Raw genomic sequence first — 23084 nt, forward strand, 5'->3', positions numbered from 1 at the left:
CCATACACTCTATCTATTCATGCCCACCCAAATTCAGCCGGCGGTAAAATCCTAAGGCTTCTGCCAGAAACTCTTTATCGTAATGCGTTTTGTCATGTATTCTTTCTACCCAATCTTCCAGCCTTTCAATCGGTTCGTCCGGATAAAGACCCGTACTGGTGCTTAAAAAGCTTGTCCAGTTGTCGAACTCCCAATGAACGGTTTCGCCTTCTCCCGGCAACCGGACTTCAACGAGCGGCTCTGGATGGATATGGCGCTGGGAATACTCAGCCGCTTCCATAAAGTCTGCGCGATCCACCGGCTCTATCGTATAGATCTGCTGAGACTGTTTGCCGTTCGGCCGATAATAAATGACTTTTATTCCTTCTTCGGTTTTCTGTACTTGCACTTCCGCTCCCGGAAAGAATCCTGCCAGCCTTTCACCTGTAAACTCCGGTCTATCGACATCCATCAAGATTGGCTGTATCCATTGATCCCCTAAATCACACAGGAATCTGCGCCCATCCCGGTCTTCGGCCATAATAGCGCCATGTGCCTGTTCCGTTCCAAGCTCACTGCCTACCGGATAAGCTTTCACACCCGCTTCATCAAAAGCTGCAAGCAGCCAAATGGCCAAATCAAAACAATTGCCGGTGATTCCATACTGCTCCCGCTGTTCCTTCATCAACTCTACGCTGCGCTGTTTCTGTTCGCCTGAACGCTGAGAATACCAAGCTTTGGTCAAGGTCTCCATTGGAAAATCATCGAATTGCCGCCAAACGGAAAGAATTTCTGCTGGTGCTTCCATTTTTTCCACCTTCTCTTTTTTCGTATGGCTATTACTTCTCTTTTCCCTCTAGAAAGTCCTTCTAAGCTCAGACGAACTACAGACATTTACAGTAATCAAAAAAAGAACAAGCCCGAGGGTTTGTTCTTTGTAAGCGCAGCTTGTGGCATCACTCTGCCAATAAACCTTTGCGCTGACGAATCTGGTAGTAATTCAGTTGCTTGAATAATTCCGAAGAAGTTCCCTGATTTACTGAGAACTCAACTCCGTATTCTATGGTGTCCACTCTTGTTGATTTTCGAACAATCGCCCCTGGCAACAGAAAAGCGCTGTCCAGTATTTGAAAGCTGCAATTTACACTTTCCTGCAAAGGAATATTAAGCGCTGAAGAAAATGTCAGTCCCCCTACACTGACATTGTAAATCTCAATCGGCAAGAATCTGCCTCCGTAAACCGATACTTTACCAGTTACGGCCTGATTAAAAACTACCCTAAAAAATTCGCGACGATTTTCTCCCATTTCGCCCTCTCCACCCCTGGTTACATATACAAATTAACGAGCAAGCCTTTAATTTCCCCAACTAGATCTAAAGTACCGATGCCAGCTTCTTCATTATTCAATAATTCGTCCTGAATTTCAATCAGTTTTTGATCAATCACTTTGATGACCTGATGAGATTTCATTCCTCCGCCTGGCGCATGGCTTTGTTCATCCGATAAACGTAAACCATGCCGTGTGGATTCGCCGACGAATTGCTTGACTGCCTGCTTGTAATTCAATAGGTTTTCGAGTGTCCGCTGGTTGGAAAGCTTCTGGCCTTGTGCATCTACACGCCCCATCAATTGGTTCAGGGAATCATTGTGAAGCTTAGATTGGGATTTTTTCATGGCTGTCAAAAAAAGATCACCGCTCTTATTTCCCGAGCCCTGTACCGAGAGCCGTTCGTTTTGAATATTGTTTTGACTGTCAATGCGCATTCACAGCACCTCGTCTTCTTTCGTATTCTCATGATGCTGATTGTTTCTATTAACGACGAGTTCCACTTTTCCATACTCCGTTTGGAGCACTTTGGCAATTTGTTCGAAAGAAAATCCTTGTCTGGAAAGCTGCATGATCTTTTCAGTTTCTATAGAATCGATTTCCGGCACCTCTTCAAACTCAGAGGCAAGTTTTTCTTCCAAACGTTCAATTCGCTCCACTAAATCCGACTCGCTGCCTTTCAGATGGGAAAGTAATTTATCGTAAAGTTCCTTATTTTCTTTTTCAAGTTGGGCTATGAATTCCGCCATATCTTCATGGATTCCAGCTGGGGCTTGTTCCGCCTGCTGCTTTTTAACAGATAGCATCAACTTTATATTCATTGCCAGCAATAAGAAGATTATTGCGACCGATAGCCATTCCATTGTCATCCCCGCACCTTCTGTTTTGATTGCACCTTAATAACCATCATGTACGGATAAAATCGAAGCATGCAAACGCAGCATGGCTTTCGAGTGAAGCTGTGAGACTCTTGAAACGCTGACATTGAGGATTTCCGCAATCTCAGTTAATTTCATTTCTTCAAAATAACATAGCGAAACGGTGATTTTTTCTTTTTCCGGCAATTTGTCAATCGCACGGACCAGAGATTCCTTGGTCATTTGTTCAGACAGATGACGTTCAGGGGAATCGACATGGTAGCTTCCCATGCTTCCTTGCTCTTGGAAATGTTCATCATCCATTGAAATCATTGTCGATAAAGCGGCTTCGGAAACCGTCTTATTAAGCTCCGCTTTGGTGATGCCGAGGTAGGCGCTGACTTGGTCATCAGAGACCGATTCGTTATTTTGCTGTTCCAGCAATAGATAAGCTTTTTCGATTTTTTTCACTTTGTCCCGGACAGAACGCGGAAGCCAATCGCTGTTCCGAAGACCGTCAATAATGGCTCCTTTAATGCGCCAGGAAGCGTAGGTTTCAAACTTCAGATCCCGCTCGATGTTGAATTTGCTCAATGCATCAAGCAATCCTTCATAGGCGTAGCTGCGGACATCGTCTTTCTCTACAGTTTTGGGCAAACTGATCATAAAGCGTTGAATGACGTAATCCACTAGCGGAAGATACTGTTCAACCAGATACTCACCAGCCTGCGGATCCCGGTGCTGTTGCCAGTCACCCCAATAATTAAGTTCTTCTTTTGATAGTTTCTGGTTCAGCATAATTTTCACCACCATTTCCAAGCGAAAAAACCGCCTTTATTTAAACAAGATTTTCATTATAAAGCCTTTAAGGCCGAGCTTGTATGGCAACGGCAACTGCAGAAATCCACTTGCTATCTGGCGTATGGCTGTTGCCGATTCGCTGTTCGGATAGGCCAACAGAAGCGGCTGCTGCTTTTTCACAGCTTCCGGAACGCGTACATCGCTTGGAATAGACCCCAGTGTACCGATTTCTTTTCCCAAGAATTGCTCAGTTGCCTGCTTGAAATTGTCTGCTGTTTGCTGCCCCTCTTTTTCGCTGATGCATTGGTTGACTACCAATTTCAAGTGAACATTAGGGTCTATGCCATGAACCATTTTTACGACCGAGTAAGCATCCGTAATCGAAGTTGGCTCTGGAGTCGCCACCAAAATGACGTCATCTGCAGCCAGGACAAACCGCAGATTTTCATAGGATAAGCCAGATCCAGTATCCAAGATGATGTAATCCACCTTGCCTTGCAGGGTGCCCAATTCCTTAAAGAATTTTTCCAATTTCAAATCATTCTTCTGAAATAATTCATTAAAACCGTTGCCGCCTGAAATGAACAACAAGCCATTCGGTCCTTCTTCGATTATGTCCTGTACAGCCAGATCTTTTTCGATCATCGTTGCGATGGTTTCCCGCGGCATAAGGCCAAGAAGCACCTCAATATTGGCAAAGCCAAGATCAACATCAAAAATCAACACTTTCTTATTTTGCTCAATCAGGCTTAATGCAAAGTTCAAAGCGAAGTTGGACTTTCCTCCCCCGCCCTTGCCGCTGGTGACTGCCAGCACACGGGTTTTTTTACCAGCTTTTTTGCCAGGATTTTCGGATTGCTGATTCTTCATCTTTTCTCTTAGTCCATTTGCCTGATCAAGCATGATTGTCTTCCTCCAATATAAAATCCGCCACTACACTTGGAGTGACTTTCAGTATGTCGTTGGGAACATTTTGCCCATTGGCAATCTGGCGAATAGGGATATCATAATGATGAATTAAGTTGAGGATAGCTCCCACAGAACTGGTTTCATCTTTTTTGGTTAACAACAATTCATCCACGGAAAGCGATTGAAAATTATCAATGATTTTTTTCATATCCTCGTACTTTGCGGTTAAGCTCAACACCAAATGAATTTGAATCTTGCTGGCAAGCGGCAATAATCGTTTCAGCTCTTCGATATACTGGGACTGTTGATAATTGCGTCCTGCCGTATCCATTAAAATGATGTCGCAGTCCTGAAAATCCTCCAGTGCAACCAACACCTCTCCTGCCGTTTCAACCGCTCTGACCGGAATATTCAAGATGCTGCCATAAGTCTTCAATTGCTCTACTGCGGCAATGCGATACTTATCTGCAGTAACTAATCCCACTTTTTTATCTTTGTTCAGCATATAATCAGCAGCAATTTTAGCGATGGACGTTGTTTTTCCGACACCCGTCGGACCCATAAAACAAATGATTTCCGGTTCTGTAACAATGCTTGGGCTTTGATTATTTTCAACCATCTCCATCAATTCTTCGCGAGCCATCTGATGCACAATCTCTAACGTATGGTCAGTTTTGTCCTTTAGTCTTGAAAGCAGTTTTGAAAGCAATTCCCCTTGGACATCCACTGCCACTTCCTGTGCCGCCAATAGTCTTTTTATTCCCTGAAGCAGTTCAGCAGTGGATTCGATTTCCAGTGTTACACTGGTCGCAGCTTTTGGAAATTCAACTTGCTGGACCTGCATCTCCTGCTTCACTTCGGGGTCAATGGCAGCAGTGACTTCCAGTTTGTCTTTCTGGAAAAACCCAAGAAATCCGCCGGTTTTGATTTTTTTGGTATTCAAGATCAAAGCATCAGCACCCAAATCCTGCTTGATCAGGGGGATCGCTTCGGTCATTGTGCCGACGATATAGGTTTTCAGCATCATGAGATGTTAACCACTCCAACACTTTGGATTTCAATTTCAGGTTCCAGTTCGTTATAGGACAGTACCGGCAGATCTGGGGCAAAACGCTCCACGAACTGCCTCATGTAAATCCGGATGGCCGGAGACGTCAGCAGAATCGGCTGGACGCCGGTTTGCTGAAGCTGTGCGGCTTGTTCCGTAATCTTCTGGAAAATTGTCTGGGAAGACTCCGGATCGATGGACAAGTAATTGCCTTGTTCCGTCCGGTGAACCGAATCCGCGAACTTCTTCTCAAGACTTGCTCCAGCTGTAATCACTTGCAGCGGTTCTCTCTGTGTCGCATATTGCAGCGTAATCTGGCGCGACAAGGACTGGCGTACGTATTCCGTCAACAGGTCCGTATCCTTTGTTTGCGAAGCATAATCGGCCAGCGTTTCCAAGATGACCAATAAATTGCGGATCGACACTTTCTCTTTCAGCAACTTCATCAGCACTTTCTGTACTTCACCAATTGTCATCAGCTGCGGCACCAATTCTTCCACCACTGCAGGTGCGGTTTCCCGTACATTTTCAATCAATGATTTCACTTCCTGCCTCCCGATCAATTCATGGGCATGGCGCTTGATAACTTCCGTCAAATGAGTGGAAACGACAGAAGGCGGATCGACGATGGCATAGCCTGCCATTTCGGCTTCTTCTTTCATGTCTTCATTGACCCATAGAGCCGGCATGCCGAAGGCGGGTTCAACTGTTTCGATGCCTTCCACCGCTTCGTCGTCAATGCCCGGACTCATGGCCAGGTAATGGTCGAGCATGATTTCACCCGAAGCTACCCGGTTCCCTTTGATCTTGATGACATATTCATTGGGCTGAAGCTGGATATTATCACGGATCCGAATAACTGGAACCACAATGCCCAGTTCCATTGCACATTGCCGGCGAATCATGATGACACGGTCCAGCAAATCGCCGCCTTGGTTTTTATCGGCAATCGGGATCAGGCCATAGCCGAATTCAAACTCGATGGCGTCGACATGCAATAAGTCGATGACGCTTTCCGGGCTTTTCATCCCTTCGATTTCTTTTTCATCTTTGCTTAAGTCGACGTCCTGTTTTTCTTCAGATTTCAAGGTCTTTTGCATACTGAACGCGCCATAAGCGATGACACCTGCAATCGGCACCACCAACAAAGGGCTGATCGGTGTAAACACTGCAAACATGACCAAGGTTCCAGCTACGATGTACAGCATTTTCGGATAAGCAAAAAGCTGCTTGGTGATATCCGAACCTAAATTGCCATCCGATACCGCACGCGTTACAACAATACCCATTGCAGTCGAGATCAGTAGGGCTGGAATTTGAGAAACCAAACCGTCTCCGATCGACAGCAGGGTGAACAGCTGGGCCGCTTCACCGAATGGCAGCTTGTGGACCATCACACCAATCAGCAAACCCCCGAGAATATTAATGAGCGTAATGATGATGCCGGCAATTGCATCTCCTTTGACGAATTTGCTGGCACCGTCCATGGCACCATAGAAATCCGCTTCTGAGCTGACTTTCTCGCGGCGGTTCTTGGCTTCCTGATCCGAAATCATGCCAGCGCCAAGATCAGCGTCGATGCTCATCTGTTTGCCGGGCATGGAATCGAGTGTGAAACGTGCAGCCACTTCCGCTACGCGTTCCGATCCTTTTGTGATGACCAGGAACTGGATGATGACGAGGATCAGGAATACCAGAATCCCGATAATGGCACTGCCACCGACCACAAATGAGCCGAATGTTTCAATGACTTGTCCACCGGTTTGGTTAGTGAGGATCGAACGTGTCGTCGAGACGTTCAAGCCTAAACGAAATAAAGTCGTTAATAATAATAAAGTAGGAAAAATAGAAAATTGCAGCGGTTCTTTTGTATTCATTGCCACTAACAAAATCGTTAAGGCAAGACTGATATTGATCATGATTAAGACATCTAATAAGAGCGGCGGAAGAGGGATGACCATCATCACCACAATCATGATGACGGCTACCATGATGGCATAATCTCTAAATTTCACGCGTATCCCTCCTCTTTCCTGTTCATCGGATTTTTCCTTTTAATCGGTAAATATATGCTAAAACCTCTGCCACAGCCAGGAACAACTCTTCCGGAACGGTATCTCCGACTTCAGCCTGGGCATACAGTGCGCGCGCAAGAGGTTTATTTTCCATCGTCACAATTCCAAATTCTTTTGCTTTTGCTTTAATCTTTAACGCCAGATGATCTTTGCCCATTGCGATGATGACCGGAGCCGCCATCGTTTCGGCATCGTATTTGATGGCGATCGCGTAATGCGTTGGATTGGTGATTAATACATCCGCACCAGGCAAATCCTGAATCATGCGATTCATGCTCATTTGCCGTTGCTTGTCTTTTATTTTTCCTTTGATCAGCGGATCGCCTTCCGCTTTTTTGTATTCATCTTTGATGTCCTGTTTCGACATCCGTATGCCTTTTTCAAATTCGTATTTTTGGTACATATAATCCATGATCGATAAACACAGCAGGATGATGCCAGCAGTCAGACCCATTTTAAAGACCAATGAGCCGATAAATGATAAAGAAAAGCTGATGCTTTTTTGGGACAGTGTAAACAGTTCTGCTTTACTGGTCCACAGCACACCAAAAGCGGCACCGCCGATGATGGCGATTTTCAGCAGAGATTTGCCTAATTCCACCAGGGCACGAAGAGAGAAAATCCGCTTCGCCCCTTTGACCGGATCCAGGCGTTCGAGCTTCGCCATGATGGGATCGGTCGTAAAGATGGCCCCTACTTGGATAAAGTTTCCCAGAAAACCGAAGATTACCCCAACCAGCATGATGGGCAGCATCAATAAAAATGCATTCATCGCCATTTGCTCAAATAATGTACGGATCGTCGCCGGTGTTATTTCCCAGGAAATATATTCAGTGAAATGAATGCGGTAAATAGCCAATATCCGGTCCAACATCCAGCCGCCCATCGAATTCAGCAGCATGATGCCTCCTAATATAATCATGGCAGCCGCCACTTCCGGACTTTTGGCGACTTGGCCTTTCCGCTTGGATTCCTGACGTTTTTGCGGTGTCGCTTTTTCAGTTTTTTCACCGGCAAAAAATTGCAGGTCCAAGGGATACCTTTTCACCACTTATGTTCCTCCTAATAAACTGATCAGCTGAGCCATGCTCACCAACAGTTTCTCGAAAAGAATCTGCAGGATGTAGAAGAACACGGGCATGGTCAGAAACAGCATGATAAAGCCGACAAAAATCTTCAACGGCAGACCAACCGCAAATATATTCAGCTGCGGCACCGTCTTAGCCAAAATACCGAGGGCGATGTCCACTAAAAACAAAGCACCCACAATCGGCAACGCGATCTGCAACGCAATCAGGAACATTTCCGTAAACAAGCCGGTCATAAACTGGGCGATGTCTTCAGCCTTCACTGAAATCGCCAAACGCTCCACCGGAAACACGCGTAGGCTCTGCATGACGCCATCCAGCATCAAGTGATGGCCGTTGACTGTCAGTAAGAATAAGAGCGCCAGCATGTACTTGAAATGGCCAATGATCGGCACCTGGGCACCTGTTTGCGGATCCAATACGTTGGCCATGGAAAAACCCATTTGGAAATCGATGAACGCTCCAGCAATCTGCACTACATATAGCACCAACGCCGCTGTGAAGCCGAGTGCCAAACCGGTTCCAAGTTCTTTGAGGATCAATAAAATATAAGAAGAGTCCAGTAAAATCGATTCGTTCATCGGAAGAGTCGAAACAGCTACATATGCCAGAAAAGCGGCAATGCCGATTTTGAACTGAGTGGGTACACCCCGCATCGAGAACAGCGGAGCGATCAGAAAGAAGCTGGTCAAGCGGACAAGCATCAATAGAAAGTAAGGCAGTATGTCAAAAATCATTTCCATATCCCTTTACCCGATGATTCTTGGCAGTTGCTGAAACAGGTCTCTCGTGTAATCCAATAACAGCGTCAGCATCCAAGGCCCAAAAACTACAAGCGAGATGAAGACCGCCAATATTTTGGGGATGAACGACAATGTCTGTTCCTGAATTTGCGTCATCGCCTGAAAAACACTGACCAATAATCCGACCGCCAACGCAATCAACAGCATCGGAGCAGATATAAGGATAATGGTAAATATCGATTGTTCGGCTAGTTTGATCACCATATCTGGAGTCATCGTTTTCTTCCCTTCGTCAAAAGCTGACAAGCAGCGATTCGATTATTAAGTACCAGCCATCCACCAAGACGAACAGCAAAATTTTAAACGGCAATGAAATCATGACCGGAGGCAGCATCATCATCCCCATTGCCATTAACGTGCTGGCTACGACCATATCGATGATCAAAAAAGGAATGAAAATAACAAAGCCTATTTGGAATGCCGTTTTCAGCTCACTGATGGCAAATGCCGGAATCAATGATGTCAACGGAATTTCTTCAATGCTATCAGGCTTTTCCAGCTCGGCGTATTTGAAAAACAAAGCTAAATCTTTTTCCCGAGTGTTCTGTGCCATGAATTGCTTTAATGGAACAATGGCTGTGTCGAGCGCTTCCTGCTGCTCCAATTCTCCGTCCAGATAAGGCTGCAGGGCTGTTTCATTCATCTCCACCGCAATCGGCGACATGATGAAGAACGTCAGGAATAAGGCCAATCCGACCAATACCTGGTTCGGCGGCATGGACTGCGTACCAAGACCCGTGCGGACAAACGACAGGACGATGATGATCCGCGTGAAACTGGTCATCAAAATGAGGATGCCTGGAGCCAGAGACAAAACAGTCAGCAGGAAGAACAACTGGAGCGTCGTCGAGACATCTTCAGGTGACTCTCCGCCAAAATCGATGCCCGGAATATTGATGGATGATAAAATTTCCGGAATCATAGCGGACGTCCTTCCTTATCTTTCTGTTCTTGCCCAAGCCTTGCTTCAAGTTCCTGTTGCTGGGCCTTCTGCTTGTTCAGGCTTTGCTTGAACAGTTGATCAAAACCACTTTTTTGTGGGTTTTTTGAAAAACTGCCGATTTTCTTTTTTGTAAAGTCGAACAGATTTTTGGAAAGCGGCGGCGATTGCTGCTCAAAATCCTTTTCAATGCCGCTGATTTCCGCTGCATCCGAGAACTCCTTGATCAGCGTTACTTCATTGCCCACACCGATCAAATACATCTGTCCGCCGACTTTCACCAACTGCAGCGATTTGTTGTTGCCAAGAGGCGTACCGCCCATGAGCTTGACCGCTTGATTCGGCTGAAAGTTTTTCTGGCGTGCTGCTAAAAACTTGATCAAGCCGTAAATCATCGCCACGATCAATAGCGTATAAAGCACCAATTGGACAATGATGCCGGCCAGGCTTTTTTCTTCTATTGGCGCCGCATCATCTACCGGTGTTTCTTCTGCCGGTTCTTCATTGTTCAGCCATTCCACCACATTCGGGCTGGCTTGAGCAGACAATGGCACGGACAGTACAGACAGCATTAGTATCGCCATAATTAGCGGTATGACTAAAAACAATGATTTGTTCAATCTGGACAAACTCCTTCTTTCAGGCATTAACGCAATTTCGAGATGCGTTCAGCTGTGCTCAGCACATCCGTTACACGGACACCGAAATTCTCGTCGATGACCACTACTTCTCCCACTGCGATCAACTTGTTATTGATGAGGATATCAACCGGTTCTCCAGCTAATTTATCCAGTTCAATGATGGACCCTTGGGAGATTTCCAGTATGTCTTTAACCATGCGCTTTGTGCGCCCCAGTTCCACCGTCACTTGAAGCGGTATATCCAACAGCATATTCAGGTTATTTGGTTCGGTTTGTGCTGTTTCCGTATTGTCGAAACTTGAAAACTGGACATTTTGCACAGTCGGTGTTTCTTGGATTGTTTCGTTCGGCTGCTTATCTGATTGCATTGGCATTTCGCGTATCTCCTCTATTTCTTCATCATTAAACGGTTCGGTCAGTATCGCTGCCAGTTGTGTTGCCAACGCCACTGAAATACATAAATGGAAACGAACATTCTGTTTGCCGCCAATATTGAGTTCAAATTTAGCTTCCACAAACCATTGCTCTTTAGTGAAATTAGCTAACGGAAAATCTTCCAATTGTTCTACAGTATCCATACCGGACAAAGAATGGGAAATTTCCGCTTCCAGCAGCGCCGACATCGATTCCGCCACCGATTCAAACATGGTTCCGATTATTTTCTGTACACGCTGAAATTGCTTTTCTTCTTCCACATCAGCTAAGCCAGTTATTCCAGCCGCAGCATCAACATCTTTTTTCGATATGGACAGAATTTGCATTCCATTGGCTGCTCCACTGTATTCCCCCAAAACCACATAAAATGGTGCAGCGGCTGATGCCAACACTTCATCTCTATGGGTCACGCTCAAAACGGGCGCAGTCACAAAAACCTGTTCAGAAAGCAGAGAAGACAACACGGCAGCCGATCCGCTCAATGATGCATTCAGCAATTCGCTGACTGCTTCTGTTTCAGTTTTGGACAATGAACTTTCAGGCATCGCCTTTTCCCCCTGTCTTTTTATGCTTTAGCATTCGTGATAATTCTTCAGAAATTAGCTGATTAATCCTCATCAGACAAGTCTCCCGCAACGTTCACTTCCGTTATCTGTACTGCCATTCTGCCTTTCGAGACTCCAGGCTGTGCATGGAACTTCGTTTTGTTGTCTACTAGAAGTGTGACAGGTGCATCGTAGGATTCATTCAAACGAATCACATCGCCATTCTTCAAGTTCAGAAAATCTCCAAGTTCAATCGTTGATTTTCCTAAAACAGCTTTTATTTCCATTTTGGTGCCTTGGAGCTTTTCTTCCAGTGCTTCCAGCTCATGTGTCTCAACTGCTTTTTTCTGATTTGCCAGCCAGTGTTTCGCCGATAACTTCGGCAGAATATGCTCTAGCACCACATGGGGCAAACAGATATTGACGAAGCCTTCGACTTCCCCTATTCTCGCGCTAAGCTTGACCAGAATGACCGTTTCGTTTGGTGGGGACATTGTTAAAAATTGAGGATTCACTTCAATCTCTTTCAGTTCCGGAGTTAGCTTCAAAACTGAAGACCAAGCCTCCTGGAAACTTTCCAATGACTTCGAGAATACCCGCTCAATAACGCTGATTTCAATTTCAGTCAACTCATTGTCCTTTTCCAGAACAGTGCCTTGGCCTCCCAGAAGCCGGTCGAACATGACATATGCCACATTCGGGGAAAAATCCATGACCATGCTGCCCTGCAGCGGCATTGCTTCAAACACACCTAAAATCGATTTTTTCCGGACATTCCGGATATATTCGTGATAAGAAACCTGCTCAACTGCATCTACGTGGATCTGAACATAAGTCCGCAGCTGGGCAGAAAAATAAGAAGTCAACAAACGTGCAAAATTTTCATGGATTCGGGACAAAGTCCGGATTTGATCCTGCGAAAAGCGTAACGCTTTTTTAAAATCGTAAACCTGGACATTTCTTTCCTTCTCAACAGCTTTCGGTTCTTGTTGCCCCATTGCCGAAAGAATGGTTTCGATATTCTCTTCTGATAAAACATCTGTCAAATTGATTGCCCCCTCATTCGTCCAGGTTCGGCTCATGCAAACGAGGCAAAATGTTCAGTTTCCGGTAATACACCGTCACTTTATCCATAACTTCCTCAACGGTTTCCAACACATGGACTTTCTTGCCGGTCGTCAATGTCACCACCGTATCCGGTGTCGATTCCAGCCGTTCAATATAGATTGCATTCAATACGATCGCTGATCGGTTTAACCTGGTTAATTGAATCATATCGATTGCTGAGCAAAGCAAATCTTTGCTCAGCCTAAGCCTCCTCTATTAACGTTTCAAGTTGACGACTTCCTGCAGAATTTCATCTGAAGTAGTGATTGTCCGTGAGTTTGCTTGGAATCCTCGCTGTGCGATGATCATTTCTGTAAACTCTTCCGTTAAGTCAACATTGGACATTTCAAGTTGTCCAGAACCGATGGCTACTTTTGCATCTTCTGCATTTCGAATTGGCGCATCAGTCGGTTTTCCATACATAGAACCTCCCAATTTTCTAAGACTGCTTGGATTGTCAACAGTAACAATACCTAATTTAGGGAAAGTCGCAGTATCTTCACCAGGTACTTTAATTTCCCCTTGGCTATTAATAACAAAAGAACTCCGATAGTCTTCATCAATTTTAATTTCTTTTCCTTCAGAGTCTAAAACACTCAGTCCTTGAGTCGTTTTTAAAAACCCTTCATCATCGACAGTAAAACTTCCAGAACGAGTTAGACGAGGATTATCCTCTGAACCAACCACAAAAAATCCGTCTCCACTGACAGTCAAATCCGTACCTACTCCAGTAGACATTGAAGAACCTGGTGTATGGACCACATTGATTGAAGAAGTTGATGATCCCAATCCAACCTGCATCGGGTTGCTTCCACTATTGGACATGTTCTGGCTCATCAAGTCCTGGAAGTTAATCGTGCTTTTCTTATAGCCGATTGTATTGACGTTGGAAATGTTGTTACCGATAACATCCAACTTCGTTTGGAAATTTTTCATACCTGACACACCTGAGTACATTGAACGTAACATTTAATTTTCCCCTTTCAAGAATCACCTCTTGTCCGTTATGGATTAGATGATTTCCTGTTCATTTGTGCTTGCTGTTTGTTTCTCGATTCGTTGAATGGACTCGATCGGCACTTTGATATCGGACCCTTCAAGTTCAGCCATCAATTCGCCGTTCTTGCTGGACAAAGCTTTGACGATTCCTTCACCTGAATCCGTTTCTGATTCCCATTTAACTGAAGTACCGATTAGGTGTGCGTAGTCTGCAAGGGAAGATGCTCCCTGGTTGCTGACGAATTGCGTCATTGTTTTATTTAAATTAGTCAGTTGCTCCAAGCTGGTGAACTGAGCCATTTGCCCAATAAATTCGGTATCTTTCATCGGTTCCATCGGATCTTGATGCTGCATTTGTGTCACCAGGATTTTAAGGAAAGCATCCTGTCCCAAAGAATTTTGAGGATCTGTTTTGCTTGCTGTACCAGCAGCCGGAGTGTTAGTCGTTCCTGCCGTTGCATTTGTAACGTTCATCTAAACACCCTTTCTTCTATACGGTGTAATCCACTTTCATCAAACCCTCACCTAACGACTGTCTCTGTTCAGCAACGACGTTGCCGTCTTCTTTCAAATAACCATTTTTGTTATTCACAGAAGAGTTTTGGCCTTGCTGAGACTGTGTAAACCGTTGGTTGTTTTGGGAGTGCTGTTGGTTGAATGGCTGCTGCGAACTTTGCTGCAGCACTTCAATTTTCTCCACCGCCACCCCTTGCTGAACCAGCGAAGCCCGCAATTGATTCAGCTGAAGTTCAATGGCTTCTTTCGCCATTGGGGTGCTCGCCAGTATTTGTGCGGCCAGCTTGCCATTTGTTGACGTCAGCAAGATTTCCAGATGGCCTAGATGCTCAGGGAAAATATTAACGCGCATCTTCATGCCTTCCTGGCTTTCCACCAAACGCATGGAGCTTTTCAACATGCCGCCCAAGTCTTCCAAAAGGTTGGCTAACCGGACAAAAGGAGTCGGGGGATTGGTTTCCGTCCGGACCACAGCACCTGCAGTCTTTCCAGATTCAACAGCCGCAGTCGGTTGAACAGCCGGCTCTTGAGGCGCTTTGTTTTCGGCCGGCACTTTCGTTTGAAGTTCGTCAGTGGGTTGTTGCTTGATGGCCGGCTGTACTTCCTTCGCTTCGTTTTTCTGCGGAATCTGCTGGATGTCAACAGGCTTTGTTGACACATCCTCTACCGGTTTGGTGATTTCATTTGAATACTTCAAAGCCTCTCTGACAGGTTTCATTCCTTCAATCGGTGGCAACACTGCTAATTCTTGTCCATCTATCTTAGATTGCTGAACCGACATTAGCTGCTGTTGCTTTTCGAGAATCGAAATCACATTATCGAGTTGGGTTGAAATTTTTTCTAAGGTATTGGCATTTATCGCATTCTTTTTTCCATCTGCCCCCGTAAAGACAACCGAGCCTGCGAATTCTGTAGTAAATTCGGCGGAGAGAATCTGCAGGTTCTGCTGGATTTTTTCAAGCAACCCAATCAGCTTTCCCGTGCCATCAGTTATAGGTTCACTAGTTTCACCCGACTTGCTGGTTGAAGGGATGCGAATCTCTCCATTTTCAATTTGAAGATTCGCCAACTGATAGACAGCGTATTGAAAATCCTGCGCTTCGGGCAGTTGTTTGCCAGTCGGCAGTTCCTGTAACAATGCCAGCAGGCTTTCCAGACTTTCCAACAACTCTTTTTCAGGTGCCTGTTCTTCTGCCGGAAGTTCCGCTTCTCCACTTAACGATTCCAGCAGAGAAGCAAACATTGCTTGATCTTGAGCCGTTGCAACGATTGGTTTTGCAGGTAGAGTAACCGTTTGGGGAACCGCTATTTTTATGGCTTCCATCCGATTAACTTCCTTCCGCTAAGCTATTCGCTTTGGATAAGCGATAAAAGCGCGTACTGGCCATTTCATCAAAAAAGCTTTGCTCAGCCGCTTTGCTTTCTTCCTGAAAATGATTCAGTTTCTGCTGTTTCAGGTTTTCCCAGGTTTTTTCTTCCTGCGCTTTCTTTTGCAATAAACCTTGAGACGCCGAAACGTTTTTTTGTAAATATTCAAGCTCTCTTTTGGAGGAAAGCGATTGGTCTTGAAGCTGATGGATGTATTCTTCCAGCATTCTCAGTTCCGATATATTGACGCCGCTTTGTTGCTTGGCATTTTTCAATTGTTCTATATCATTGATTTTATTTTCAATGGCTCTGTTGCGTTGATGTCCTACTTCATGCTGTTTAATGGCTTCAGCCATTTGGAGCTGCGCAACGCCTTTTTCATTTTCTTTTAAGTCCAATATCTTTTGAAATCGAAAGTTGAATCCTGTCAGTTTAAACGCCTCCAAATTGTGCTGTTAACCGTTCTACACTTTGTTCCAGCTTGGCTTTTTCGTAAATGTCCTGCTGCAGATACTCTTTAATCAGCGGATGCGACCGGATGGCATCATCGATCTCTTTATTGGCGCCGCTTTTGTAAGCACCGATGTTGATGAGGTCTTCCGATGTTTCATAAGCCGCCAAAAGCCGCTTGAATTCCCGCGCGGCCAGCTGATGTTCCGCCGATACGACTTCATGCATAACCCGGCTGACGCTGGCCATGACATTGATCGCTGGGAATTGGCCTTTTTGGGCAATTTTTCGGTCCAACACAATATGGCCATCCAAAATTCCGCGCACCGCATCGGCAATCGGTTCATTCATATCGTCGCCATCCACTAAAACCGTGTAGAAAGCGGTGATGGAGCCTTTGCTTGAAGTGCCTGATCGTTCCAGTAATTTAGGCAGCAGTGCGAAGACACTCGGCGTATAGCCTTTACTGGTCGGCGGTTCACCCACCGCCAACCCGACTTCACGCTGGGCCATGGCGAAACGGGTAACCGAATCCATCATCAGCATGACGTTTTTTCCTTGGTCACGGAAATACTCCGCAATCGCTGTTGCGGTCAATGCAGCTTTAATGCGCTGCATCGGGGTCTGGTCGGAAGTCGCTGCGACGACCACCGATTTCTTCAATCCTTCTGGACCGAGATCCCGTTCAATGAAATCACGGACTTCCCGGCCACGTTCACCGACCAACGCAATCACGTTGATATCGGCTTCTGTATTGCGGGCGATCATGCCCATCAACGTACTTTTTCCGACACCGCTTCCCGCAAAAACGCCAACCCGCTGGCCTTGTCCGACTGTCAGCAAGCCGTCGATTGCACGGACGCCGACTTCCAGCGATTTGTCGATCCGCGGACGTTTCAAAGGATTCGGCGGAGCGTTGTTGGTCGAATACTTTTTCAGGCCACGCGGCAACAAACTCTCATCTAACGGCATACCTGTTCCATCGAGGACTTTCCCTAGAATGGACGGACCCACTTTGATTTGAAGCGGTCCTCCGGTCGCAACCACCAGGCATCCCGGACCGACCTGCGAAAGATCCTGCAAAGGCATCAACATGATCCGGTTTTCTTTAAAGCCGACAACTTCCGCCTCAATGGGCGGTTCATTGCGATTCGGGTATAGGAGACAAAGCTCACCGATTTTTGCATTCGGCCCTCTTGATTCAATCGTCAAACCAATGACCTGGATCACTTTCCCATGCTTTTTGATCGGTTCAATGTCATTCATCAATTCTAAATATTCATCTGCCCACAGATTCATCGTTTGTTTTCTCCTCACAGTAAGAAAGCAATTGGTTCTTGATTTCTTCCAGCTGATTATCGACCATCGCGTCATAAGAACCGCTTGCTGTATGGATTCTGCAGCCCCCTGACGTCAGGCTGGCAACCGGAATCAGCTTCAATTCCGAATCCGCTTTAACATAGGTCTTGAGCTCTTCCAAAAAGGGAATAATCAACGGGTAATCTTCAGGAGAAACCTGCATTGTCACGTCTTCCGATTCTTCCACCTGCTTTAATGCCTGTTGAATAATGTGCAGCACTTGTTGTTCATCTTGGTGTAATTCGTTGTGAATCACTTTTTCTGCAATCTTGACACTTAACGACAATAAAAACGGTTCTGCCTGTTGAATGATGTTCACTTTTTCTTCATAAGCAATTTCCAATAAACGGTTCATCTCCGAGCGCTTTTCAACACTGTCCTGTTCTGCTTGTTGGAGACCTTGCGTAAATCCAGCTTGAAACCCTTGTTGTTCAGCTTCCTGCTCCAGCTTTTCAGCTTGTTGTCGGGCTTCCAGCTGTTTGACTTGCCACCATTCACTGATTTCCTGTTGAGCATTTTGCTGCTCTTCTGAAATCTGGATCCGCAATTGCTCACGGCGTGTTTCCAAATCCATGATTTCCTGCAATAATTGTTGCCGCTGTTCCCTCGGATCCGTTTCGGAATCATTGAACACAGTTTTTTTCATTTCAATCTTTCGGGTATGGATGATTTTCTTTTCACTTGATGATGTCTGAGAAAGGCGAATGATATTAGACAATCATTTCATCCCCTTCTCCACGGGAAACGCTAATTTCTCCTTTTTCTTCAAGGTTTCGAATCAACCCGACAATATTTGTTTGTGCGTTTTCTACATCTTTCAGTTTCACAGGGCCCATCACGTCAATTTCCTCACGGATGGCTTCCGCTCTGCGAGTCGACATATTGCTGTAAATGCTGTCTTTGACTTCTTCACTCGCTACTTTCAGAGCGAACATCAAATCAGCATCGCTCACTTCACGGACAATCCGTTGTACCGAACGAATTTCAAGATTGACAATATCTTCAAAGACAAACATCCGCTTCTTAATTTCGGCTACTAATTCTGGACTGCCGTTTTCAAGGTTCGTCAAAATGGATTTTTCTGTTCCTCGGTCAACATTGCTCAATACACGGACAATGGTTTCGACTCCGCCGGTAGCTGTATAATCATGTGTTCCTGTGGCAGTCAGCTTACGTTCCAAAATCTGTTCCACTTGATGGATGACATCAGGTGATGTGCTTTCCATCAACGCAACTCTTCTTGCCACTTCCGCTTGTTTTTCAGCAGGAAGCTGAGACAAAATCTGTGAAGATTGCTTGGGATCCAAATACGACAGCACCAACGCAATCGTTTGAGCCTGCTCGTGCTGCAAAACATTTAAAATCTGGTTGGGATCGGCTTTTCGAGCGAAACTGAATGGCTTTACTTGCAGCCTGTTCGAGAGGCGGTTGATGGTATCTATCGCTTTTTCTTTCCCCAATGCCTGTTCCAAAATGTTGCGGGCATAGCTTAATCCGCCTTCATTCATATAGTCCTGAGCTAAAATCATTTCATAGAATTCATTGATGACGTCTTCCGTCTGGCTTTTTTTCAATTGGCGAACGTTGGAAATCTCCATAGTCAATTGATCGATTTCCGGTTCTGTCAACTGCTTGAATATTTCAATGGAGACATCCGGCCCTAAGCCGACCAACAAAATGGCTACTTTTTGTACCCCTGTGAACTCTCTCATGCGTCTAACCATTTGCCACTCTCCTAGTCATCTGCCATCCATGACCGCAACAATTTAGCAAAGTCTTCAGGTCGTCCTTTGGCAAGCTTTTCAATAGTTTTTCGTTTTGGATTTGCTTTGGCACTGAACTCGGACAAGTCCATTTCTTCTTCTTCTGCTTCCAGATTTACTTGATTGGACTTGGCTAATGCCTGTTCAAATCCTCCAAAATCATAGTCTTCTTCAAATAGTTCTTCTTTTTTCTTTCTGCGAAGCAAGATGACCGCAATAATGATGATGATCAGCAACACCACGGCTGCACCAATAACGAGCAGCAGATTATTCGGTATGCCTGACAGGAACGTGGTTTCCGGTTCTTCTTCTTCAACTGCCGGACGGCCCTGGAATTCTGTTGCAAACACCGAAATCTTGTCTTCCAGTTCCGCTTCCGTTACTGGGAATTCATTCATGCTCAATGAAGTACTCACTGCATTTTTCAGCAAGTTGCTGATGTCGGTGATGTTTTCCTGCGATAAACTCGCTGGATTTTCTGGCACTGGCGGTTCCACACCGACGTTGATTGTAATGTCATCGATGACGTACGGGCTCATTTCAATTTGGCGATTGATGCGGTTGACTTCACTGTTGATGCGTTCTTCTGTCCGTTCGGATTCGCTGTTTCCAGCTGCATCTCCAGCCGGATAATTCGCGACTTCGGTGTCTCCGGTTCCCGCTGCATCTTCCGCTACAGTACCTTCACTCGAGTAGGTTTCCACAATCCGTTCCACACTGATATCCAAACCTTCGTTGTTTTCAATATCGACGGGTTCAACCAATTGTTCTTCCCGCTTTTCTTTCGTAAAATCAATATTCGTCATAACAGAAACGACGACTTTATCCTGCCCTAAAAGCAAGCCGAGCATTTGCTGCAATTCACGCTGAATGTCCTGCTCAATCCCTTTTTGGATTTCGCGGTGCTGCTGGTACGCTGTCAAATTCGTATCGGCTTGGCTGGCATCCTGCACTTCAAACACTTGGCCGTTCTGATCCATGATGACAATTTGCTCAGGCGGCAAACTTGGCACCGATTTGCTGATCAAATGATACAGGCCATTAACCTGTTTTTGGTCCAATTGGAATGTCGGATCGCCTTTAACGACGATGGAAGCTGTAGATGTCTGCTCTTCATCCGTAATCCAGACGTTTTCTTTCGGCAGTGTAATCATGACATTCGCTTCCGTCACACCATCAATCTGTTGGATCAAATACGCCAACTCGTTCTGCATCGCGTCACGCTCGACCACATCAAAATGGCGGTCGGTCATGCCGAGACCCATGTTTTCGCTGAATATGCCGTAATTGACATTGCCGTTTTTCGGTATGCCTTCTGCAGCCAAACTGACTTTCAAATTCGCCAGATGTTCCCTGGGCACACTGATGGTCTTGCCGTCGGCTGATACTTCCACCGGAATAGTCTGTGCCTCAATTGCCGCTTTAATTTCTCCTGCTTCCGCCGCTGTTAAGTTCGAGTACAATACCGAAAAATCGGAGCGGTTGCTTAGAAAAACAAAGACAATCAAAATTAACAAAGTGATTAAAAATGAGCCAATGACAGACCATTTTGTTACAGGAGAAAAACTGGCCCATGATTCACTCAATTTTGATTTATATGTCGCAAACTTTTCTTTCATTTAGTCATCATCCCGCCAGTTCGTATCATACTTGCATTCTCATAACTTCTTGGTAAGCTTCGACAACCTTATTTCTTACTTGCATGGTCATCTGCAGCGATAAGCTGGCTTTTTGGGAAGCGATCATGACTTCGTGTACATCCTGTACTTCTCCTGTCACCAATTGATTGGTCAATTTATCTGATTCATTTTGTGCTTTGCTGACTTCTTTCAACGCATCTTTGAATATTTCTCCAAACCCTTCAACTTTGTTTTCAGGTTTTACTTTATCCAGCAATTGATTTTGAATGAAAGGCGTCTGAACTTGGCTAATTTTTTCCATGGTGCCTCCTTATTGAGCTTTATGATTTGAATTAAAAAGCTTATTTCCCAATCTCCAACGCTTTCATGAACATGCTTTTTGAAACGTTTATGGCGGTGACGTTCGCTTCATATGAACGGGTTGCAGACATCAGGTCAACCATTTCTTTCAGTGGATCGACATTGGATGACCGCACATAACCGTCTTCTCCCGCATCCGGATGTTCCGGGTCATAGTTCATGGTGAAAGGTGTCTGATCTTCTCTGATTTCTGATGCTTTGACACCCGAAACAGGCGTATTCCCTCTATTAATCACCGACTGCAGTTGATTCGCAAAAGGTGATGTCTCGCTTTGCGACAACTCCACTGTTTTCCGGCGATAAGGCATCCATTCTCCATCTACCAGCTCAGCGCGGTTGGTATTCGCGTTGGCAATATTGGCAGAGACAACGTCCATGCGCAACCGGTTCGCCGTCAGCCCTGAAGCACTGATGTTAAATCCATTAAATAAACTCATCTTTTTTATCTCCCTCCACTAATTACGGAACTGAGACTGTTAAGCTTGCCGTTGACCCGCTCGGTTACCGCGTTGTACCATAATTGGTTTTTTGCCAGCTCGGCCATTTCGACATCCATGTCGACATTATTGCCATTATTGTTGTATTGAGTGGAATTATTTGTAGTAATTTCTGTCTTGGTTTTGGAAACTTCATTACTGAATGAAAGATGTTGATCATTTGTTTTATAACTTGTTAAACTTTGCTTATTCATTGCAGTATCCAAGGCCGCTTGAAAATCGACTTGTTTGCTTTTGTAGTTGGCCGTATCCACATTGGCGATGTTTGCCGAGTGAACCCGCTGCCGTAAAGTTGAAGCCGATAAAGCTTGTTCCATTGCTTCTAGAGATTTAGGGAATATATTCATTAATAAACTCCTTTTTTTAACATTTATTTAGTATATAAAAATCCACCTTTAAAAAAGGTGGATTTGTTTCAAATCTACCATTTTGATAACCCGGCTGCCCTGTACATTGTGTATTTAGGCCCGTGGCTTTGCGTCTTTATCTTTCGAATAAGTTTGCCATTGTCACAATGATTTCAAGTATTTGATTTTCAAACTCGTTATTTCGCACTATTTTCAAAAAATAATAGCAAAGTGATGGTATCATGTTTCAACATTTTTGTATATTTTTATTTAATAAAAAAATTTATCATATTTTTTCCATTTTAATATAAAAGTCTCTATTTTTATCGACTTTTTAATGGTATGCTACGCGAGAAATACTAACTGTTGTTCAAGAAGGAGAAAAGACCATGTTTCGTGGATTATATACTGCTACATCAGGGATGATGGCCAATAACAGGCAACAACAAATATTGACAAATAACCTATCGAATGCCAATACTCCTGGATTTAAAGAAGATCAAACGGTCCTTCGCGCTTTTCCTGATCAGTTGATTAAAGCGATGGAAACCGGTAAAAAAGGTACAATAGCCTCACAAAATATCGGGACTTTAACTACAGGAGTATATGCTCAAGAAGGAATTCCTTCTTTTTTGCAAGGTCCGTTAAAAGAAACCGGAAATTCGACGGATTTTGCGCTTTTGGATGAACTTCTTCCTGCAAATCCAGAAACTCAACAAAAAGGTGCGCTGGTTTTCGCAGCAACATCTGAGAGCGGTGAAGTACGTTACACAAAAAATGGGACCTTCGCTGTAAATCCCGAAGGCATATTAACAACTAGTGAGGGATTTCCGGTATTAGGCGAAAATCTTCAGCCGATTCAAGTCGGTTCCACTGACTTTACTGTAGCCGATAACGGCCAAGTCATTTTGGCTGATGGTACACAACTGGACCGTCTATGGATTGGCCATACTGAAAATCCTGATCAATTTGTAAAAGAAGGCCAGAATTTATTGCGCTGGCAGGGAGATGCGGACCAAGCTCCTCAAAATGTTGAGGATGTTGCTCTTCTTAACAATACAGAGTCCTTCGTCAAACAAGGGTTTATTGAACAGTCGAATGTCGATCTGACTCGAACGATGACGGATATGATGACGACTTACCGAGGATTCGAATCCAATCAGAAAGTGATTCAAGCATATGACCGAAGCATGGAAAAAGCCGTCAATGAAATAGGACGCGTGTAAGGA

At 44.9% G+C, this 23084-nt stretch carries 27 protein-coding genes, 1 pseudogene and 1 riboswitch; of the genes and pseudogenes, 1 reads left to right on the top strand and 27 read right to left on the bottom strand.

The features are described from left to right. Nucleotides 1-13: 13 nt before the first annotated feature. From QMA04_RS13565 to flgB, 27 genes and pseudogenes are all read right to left on the bottom strand, one after another. Nucleotides 14-787, bottom strand: a complete 774-nt coding sequence (locus QMA04_RS13565) for a hypothetical protein (RefSeq protein WP_191715161.1) — start codon at nt 785-787, stop codon at nt 14-16. Nucleotides 788-935: 148 nt separating this feature from the next. Beyond that, entirely contained in the window at nt 936-1286 is a 351-nt protein-coding gene (locus QMA04_RS13570; RefSeq protein ID WP_191715160.1) for a PilZ domain-containing protein, read from the bottom strand. A 20-nt stretch (nt 1287-1306) separates the two neighbouring features. Then, the gene (locus QMA04_RS13575) at nt 1307-1744 is read right to left on the bottom strand and encodes a YaaR family protein (protein WP_290186385.1); all 438 of its coding nucleotides are present in this window, start codon (nt 1742-1744) and stop codon (nt 1307-1309) included. Beyond that, complete coding sequence (locus tag QMA04_RS13580; RefSeq protein ID WP_225218471.1) at nt 1745-2176, bottom strand: DUF6115 domain-containing protein; 432 nt, start codon at nt 2174-2176, stop codon at nt 1745-1747. Nucleotides 2177-2203: 27 nt separating this feature from the next. Further along, on the bottom strand, nt 2204-2962 hold the full coding sequence (locus tag QMA04_RS13585) for a FliA/WhiG family RNA polymerase sigma factor (RefSeq protein WP_290186388.1): 759 nt from the start codon (nt 2960-2962) through the stop codon (nt 2204-2206). 36 nt (nt 2963-2998) lie between these two features. Then, entirely contained in the window at nt 2999-3868 is an 870-nt protein-coding gene (locus QMA04_RS13590) for a MinD/ParA family ATP-binding protein (protein ID WP_290186391.1), read from the bottom strand. Then, complete coding sequence (locus tag QMA04_RS13595) at nt 3861-4901, bottom strand: flagellar biosynthesis protein FlhF (RefSeq protein WP_290186393.1); 1041 nt, start codon at nt 4899-4901, stop codon at nt 3861-3863. The genes QMA04_RS13590 and QMA04_RS13595 overlap by 8 nt, the downstream gene beginning before the upstream one ends. Then, nucleotides 4898-6937: a flagellar biosynthesis protein FlhA gene (gene flhA, locus QMA04_RS13600; protein ID WP_290186395.1), complete on the bottom strand. Its 2040-nt coding sequence runs from the start codon at nt 6935-6937 to the stop codon at nt 4898-4900. Before flhA ends, QMA04_RS13595 begins: the two co-directional genes overlap by 4 nt. A gap of 22 nt (nt 6938-6959) precedes the next feature. Continuing rightward, on the bottom strand, nt 6960-8048 hold the full coding sequence (gene flhB / locus QMA04_RS13605; RefSeq protein ID WP_191715154.1) for a flagellar biosynthesis protein FlhB: 1089 nt from the start codon (nt 8046-8048) through the stop codon (nt 6960-6962). Then, nucleotides 8049-8828: a flagellar biosynthetic protein FliR gene (fliR, locus tag QMA04_RS13610; RefSeq protein WP_290186398.1), complete on the bottom strand. Its 780-nt coding sequence runs from the start codon at nt 8826-8828 to the stop codon at nt 8049-8051. A 6-nt stretch (nt 8829-8834) separates the two neighbouring features. After that, a complete protein-coding gene (gene fliQ, locus QMA04_RS13615; RefSeq protein ID WP_191715152.1) occupies nt 8835-9104 on the bottom strand; it encodes a flagellar biosynthesis protein FliQ in 270 nt (89 codons plus the stop codon). Nucleotides 9105-9120: 16 nt separating this feature from the next. Beyond that, complete coding sequence (gene fliP / locus QMA04_RS13620) at nt 9121-9810, bottom strand: flagellar type III secretion system pore protein FliP (protein WP_203340693.1); 690 nt, start codon at nt 9808-9810, stop codon at nt 9121-9123. Continuing rightward, nucleotides 9807-10448, bottom strand: coding sequence for a flagellar biosynthetic protein FliO (locus tag QMA04_RS13625; RefSeq protein ID WP_225218470.1), 642 nt, complete (start codon nt 10446-10448; stop codon nt 9807-9809). Before QMA04_RS13625 ends, fliP begins: the two co-directional genes overlap by 4 nt. Before the next feature lie 26 nt (nt 10449-10474). Next, nucleotides 10475-11522: pseudogene (gene fliN, locus QMA04_RS13630) on the bottom strand (flagellar motor switch protein FliN). Continuing rightward, on the bottom strand, nt 11512-12495 hold the full coding sequence (gene fliM, locus QMA04_RS13635; RefSeq protein WP_290186405.1) for a flagellar motor switch protein FliM: 984 nt from the start codon (nt 12493-12495) through the stop codon (nt 11512-11514). The pseudogene fliN and the gene fliM overlap by 11 nt, the downstream one beginning before the upstream one ends. A gap of 13 nt (nt 12496-12508) precedes the next feature. Further along, on the bottom strand, nt 12509-12745 hold the full coding sequence (locus QMA04_RS13640) for a flagellar FlbD family protein (protein ID WP_301610584.1): 237 nt from the start codon (nt 12743-12745) through the stop codon (nt 12509-12511). A gap of 27 nt (nt 12746-12772) precedes the next feature. Beyond that, a complete protein-coding gene (locus QMA04_RS13645) occupies nt 12773-13525 on the bottom strand; it encodes a flagellar hook-basal body complex protein (protein WP_290186407.1) in 753 nt (250 codons plus the stop codon). A gap of 42 nt (nt 13526-13567) precedes the next feature. Next, nucleotides 13568-14029 carry a flagellar hook assembly protein FlgD gene (gene flgD / locus QMA04_RS13650; protein WP_290186409.1) on the bottom strand — a complete coding sequence of 154 codons (462 nt, stop codon included), beginning with the start codon at nt 14027-14029 and terminating at the stop codon, nt 13568-13570. A 16-nt stretch (nt 14030-14045) separates the two neighbouring features. Further along, a complete protein-coding gene (locus QMA04_RS13655; RefSeq protein WP_290186411.1) occupies nt 14046-15395 on the bottom strand; it encodes a flagellar hook-length control protein FliK in 1350 nt (449 codons plus the stop codon). A gap of 4 nt (nt 15396-15399) precedes the next feature. Further along, nucleotides 15400-15885 carry a flagellar export protein FliJ gene (gene fliJ / locus QMA04_RS13660; protein ID WP_203340698.1) on the bottom strand — a complete coding sequence of 162 codons (486 nt, stop codon included), beginning with the start codon at nt 15883-15885 and terminating at the stop codon, nt 15400-15402. Next, entirely contained in the window at nt 15872-17188 is a 1317-nt protein-coding gene (gene fliI, locus QMA04_RS13665) for a flagellar protein export ATPase FliI (protein WP_191715144.1), read from the bottom strand. The genes fliJ and fliI overlap by 14 nt, the downstream gene beginning before the upstream one ends. Beyond that, nucleotides 17169-17966: a FliH/SctL family protein gene (locus tag QMA04_RS13670; protein WP_290186414.1), complete on the bottom strand. Its 798-nt coding sequence runs from the start codon at nt 17964-17966 to the stop codon at nt 17169-17171. Before QMA04_RS13670 ends, fliI begins: the two co-directional genes overlap by 20 nt. After that, nucleotides 17959-18972: a flagellar motor switch protein FliG gene (fliG, locus tag QMA04_RS13675; protein WP_203340700.1), complete on the bottom strand. Its 1014-nt coding sequence runs from the start codon at nt 18970-18972 to the stop codon at nt 17959-17961. Before fliG ends, QMA04_RS13670 begins: the two co-directional genes overlap by 8 nt. 11 nt (nt 18973-18983) lie before the next feature. Then, on the bottom strand, nt 18984-20630 hold the full coding sequence (fliF, locus tag QMA04_RS13680; RefSeq protein ID WP_290186417.1) for a flagellar basal-body MS-ring/collar protein FliF: 1647 nt from the start codon (nt 20628-20630) through the stop codon (nt 18984-18986). A 25-nt stretch (nt 20631-20655) separates the two neighbouring features. Continuing rightward, nucleotides 20656-20952: a flagellar hook-basal body complex protein FliE gene (gene fliE, locus QMA04_RS13685; protein ID WP_191715140.1), complete on the bottom strand. Its 297-nt coding sequence runs from the start codon at nt 20950-20952 to the stop codon at nt 20656-20658. A 40-nt stretch (nt 20953-20992) separates the two neighbouring features. Further along, nucleotides 20993-21448: a flagellar basal body rod protein FlgC gene (gene flgC / locus QMA04_RS13690; protein WP_290186420.1), complete on the bottom strand. Its 456-nt coding sequence runs from the start codon at nt 21446-21448 to the stop codon at nt 20993-20995. Nucleotides 21449-21453: 5 nt separating this feature from the next. Beyond that, the gene (gene flgB, locus QMA04_RS13695) at nt 21454-21855 is read right to left on the bottom strand and encodes a flagellar basal body rod protein FlgB (protein WP_290186422.1); all 402 of its coding nucleotides are present in this window, start codon (nt 21853-21855) and stop codon (nt 21454-21456) included. Between the two features lie 81 nt (nt 21856-21936). Beyond that, nucleotides 21937-22023, bottom strand: a riboswitch (cyclic di-GMP riboswitch). A 221-nt stretch (nt 22024-22244) separates the two neighbouring features. Between flgB and QMA04_RS13700 the strand changes: the two genes are divergently transcribed. Further along, nucleotides 22245-23081: a flagellar hook-basal body protein gene (locus tag QMA04_RS13700; RefSeq protein ID WP_290186424.1), complete on the top strand. Its 837-nt coding sequence runs from the start codon at nt 22245-22247 to the stop codon at nt 23079-23081. Nucleotides 23082-23084: the final 3 nt, after the last annotated feature.

This window comes from Planococcus sp. APC 3900 (assembly GCF_030407735.1).
In the GTDB taxonomy this organism is placed as follows: domain Bacteria; phylum Bacillota; class Bacilli; order Bacillales_A; family Planococcaceae; genus Planococcus; species Planococcus notacanthi.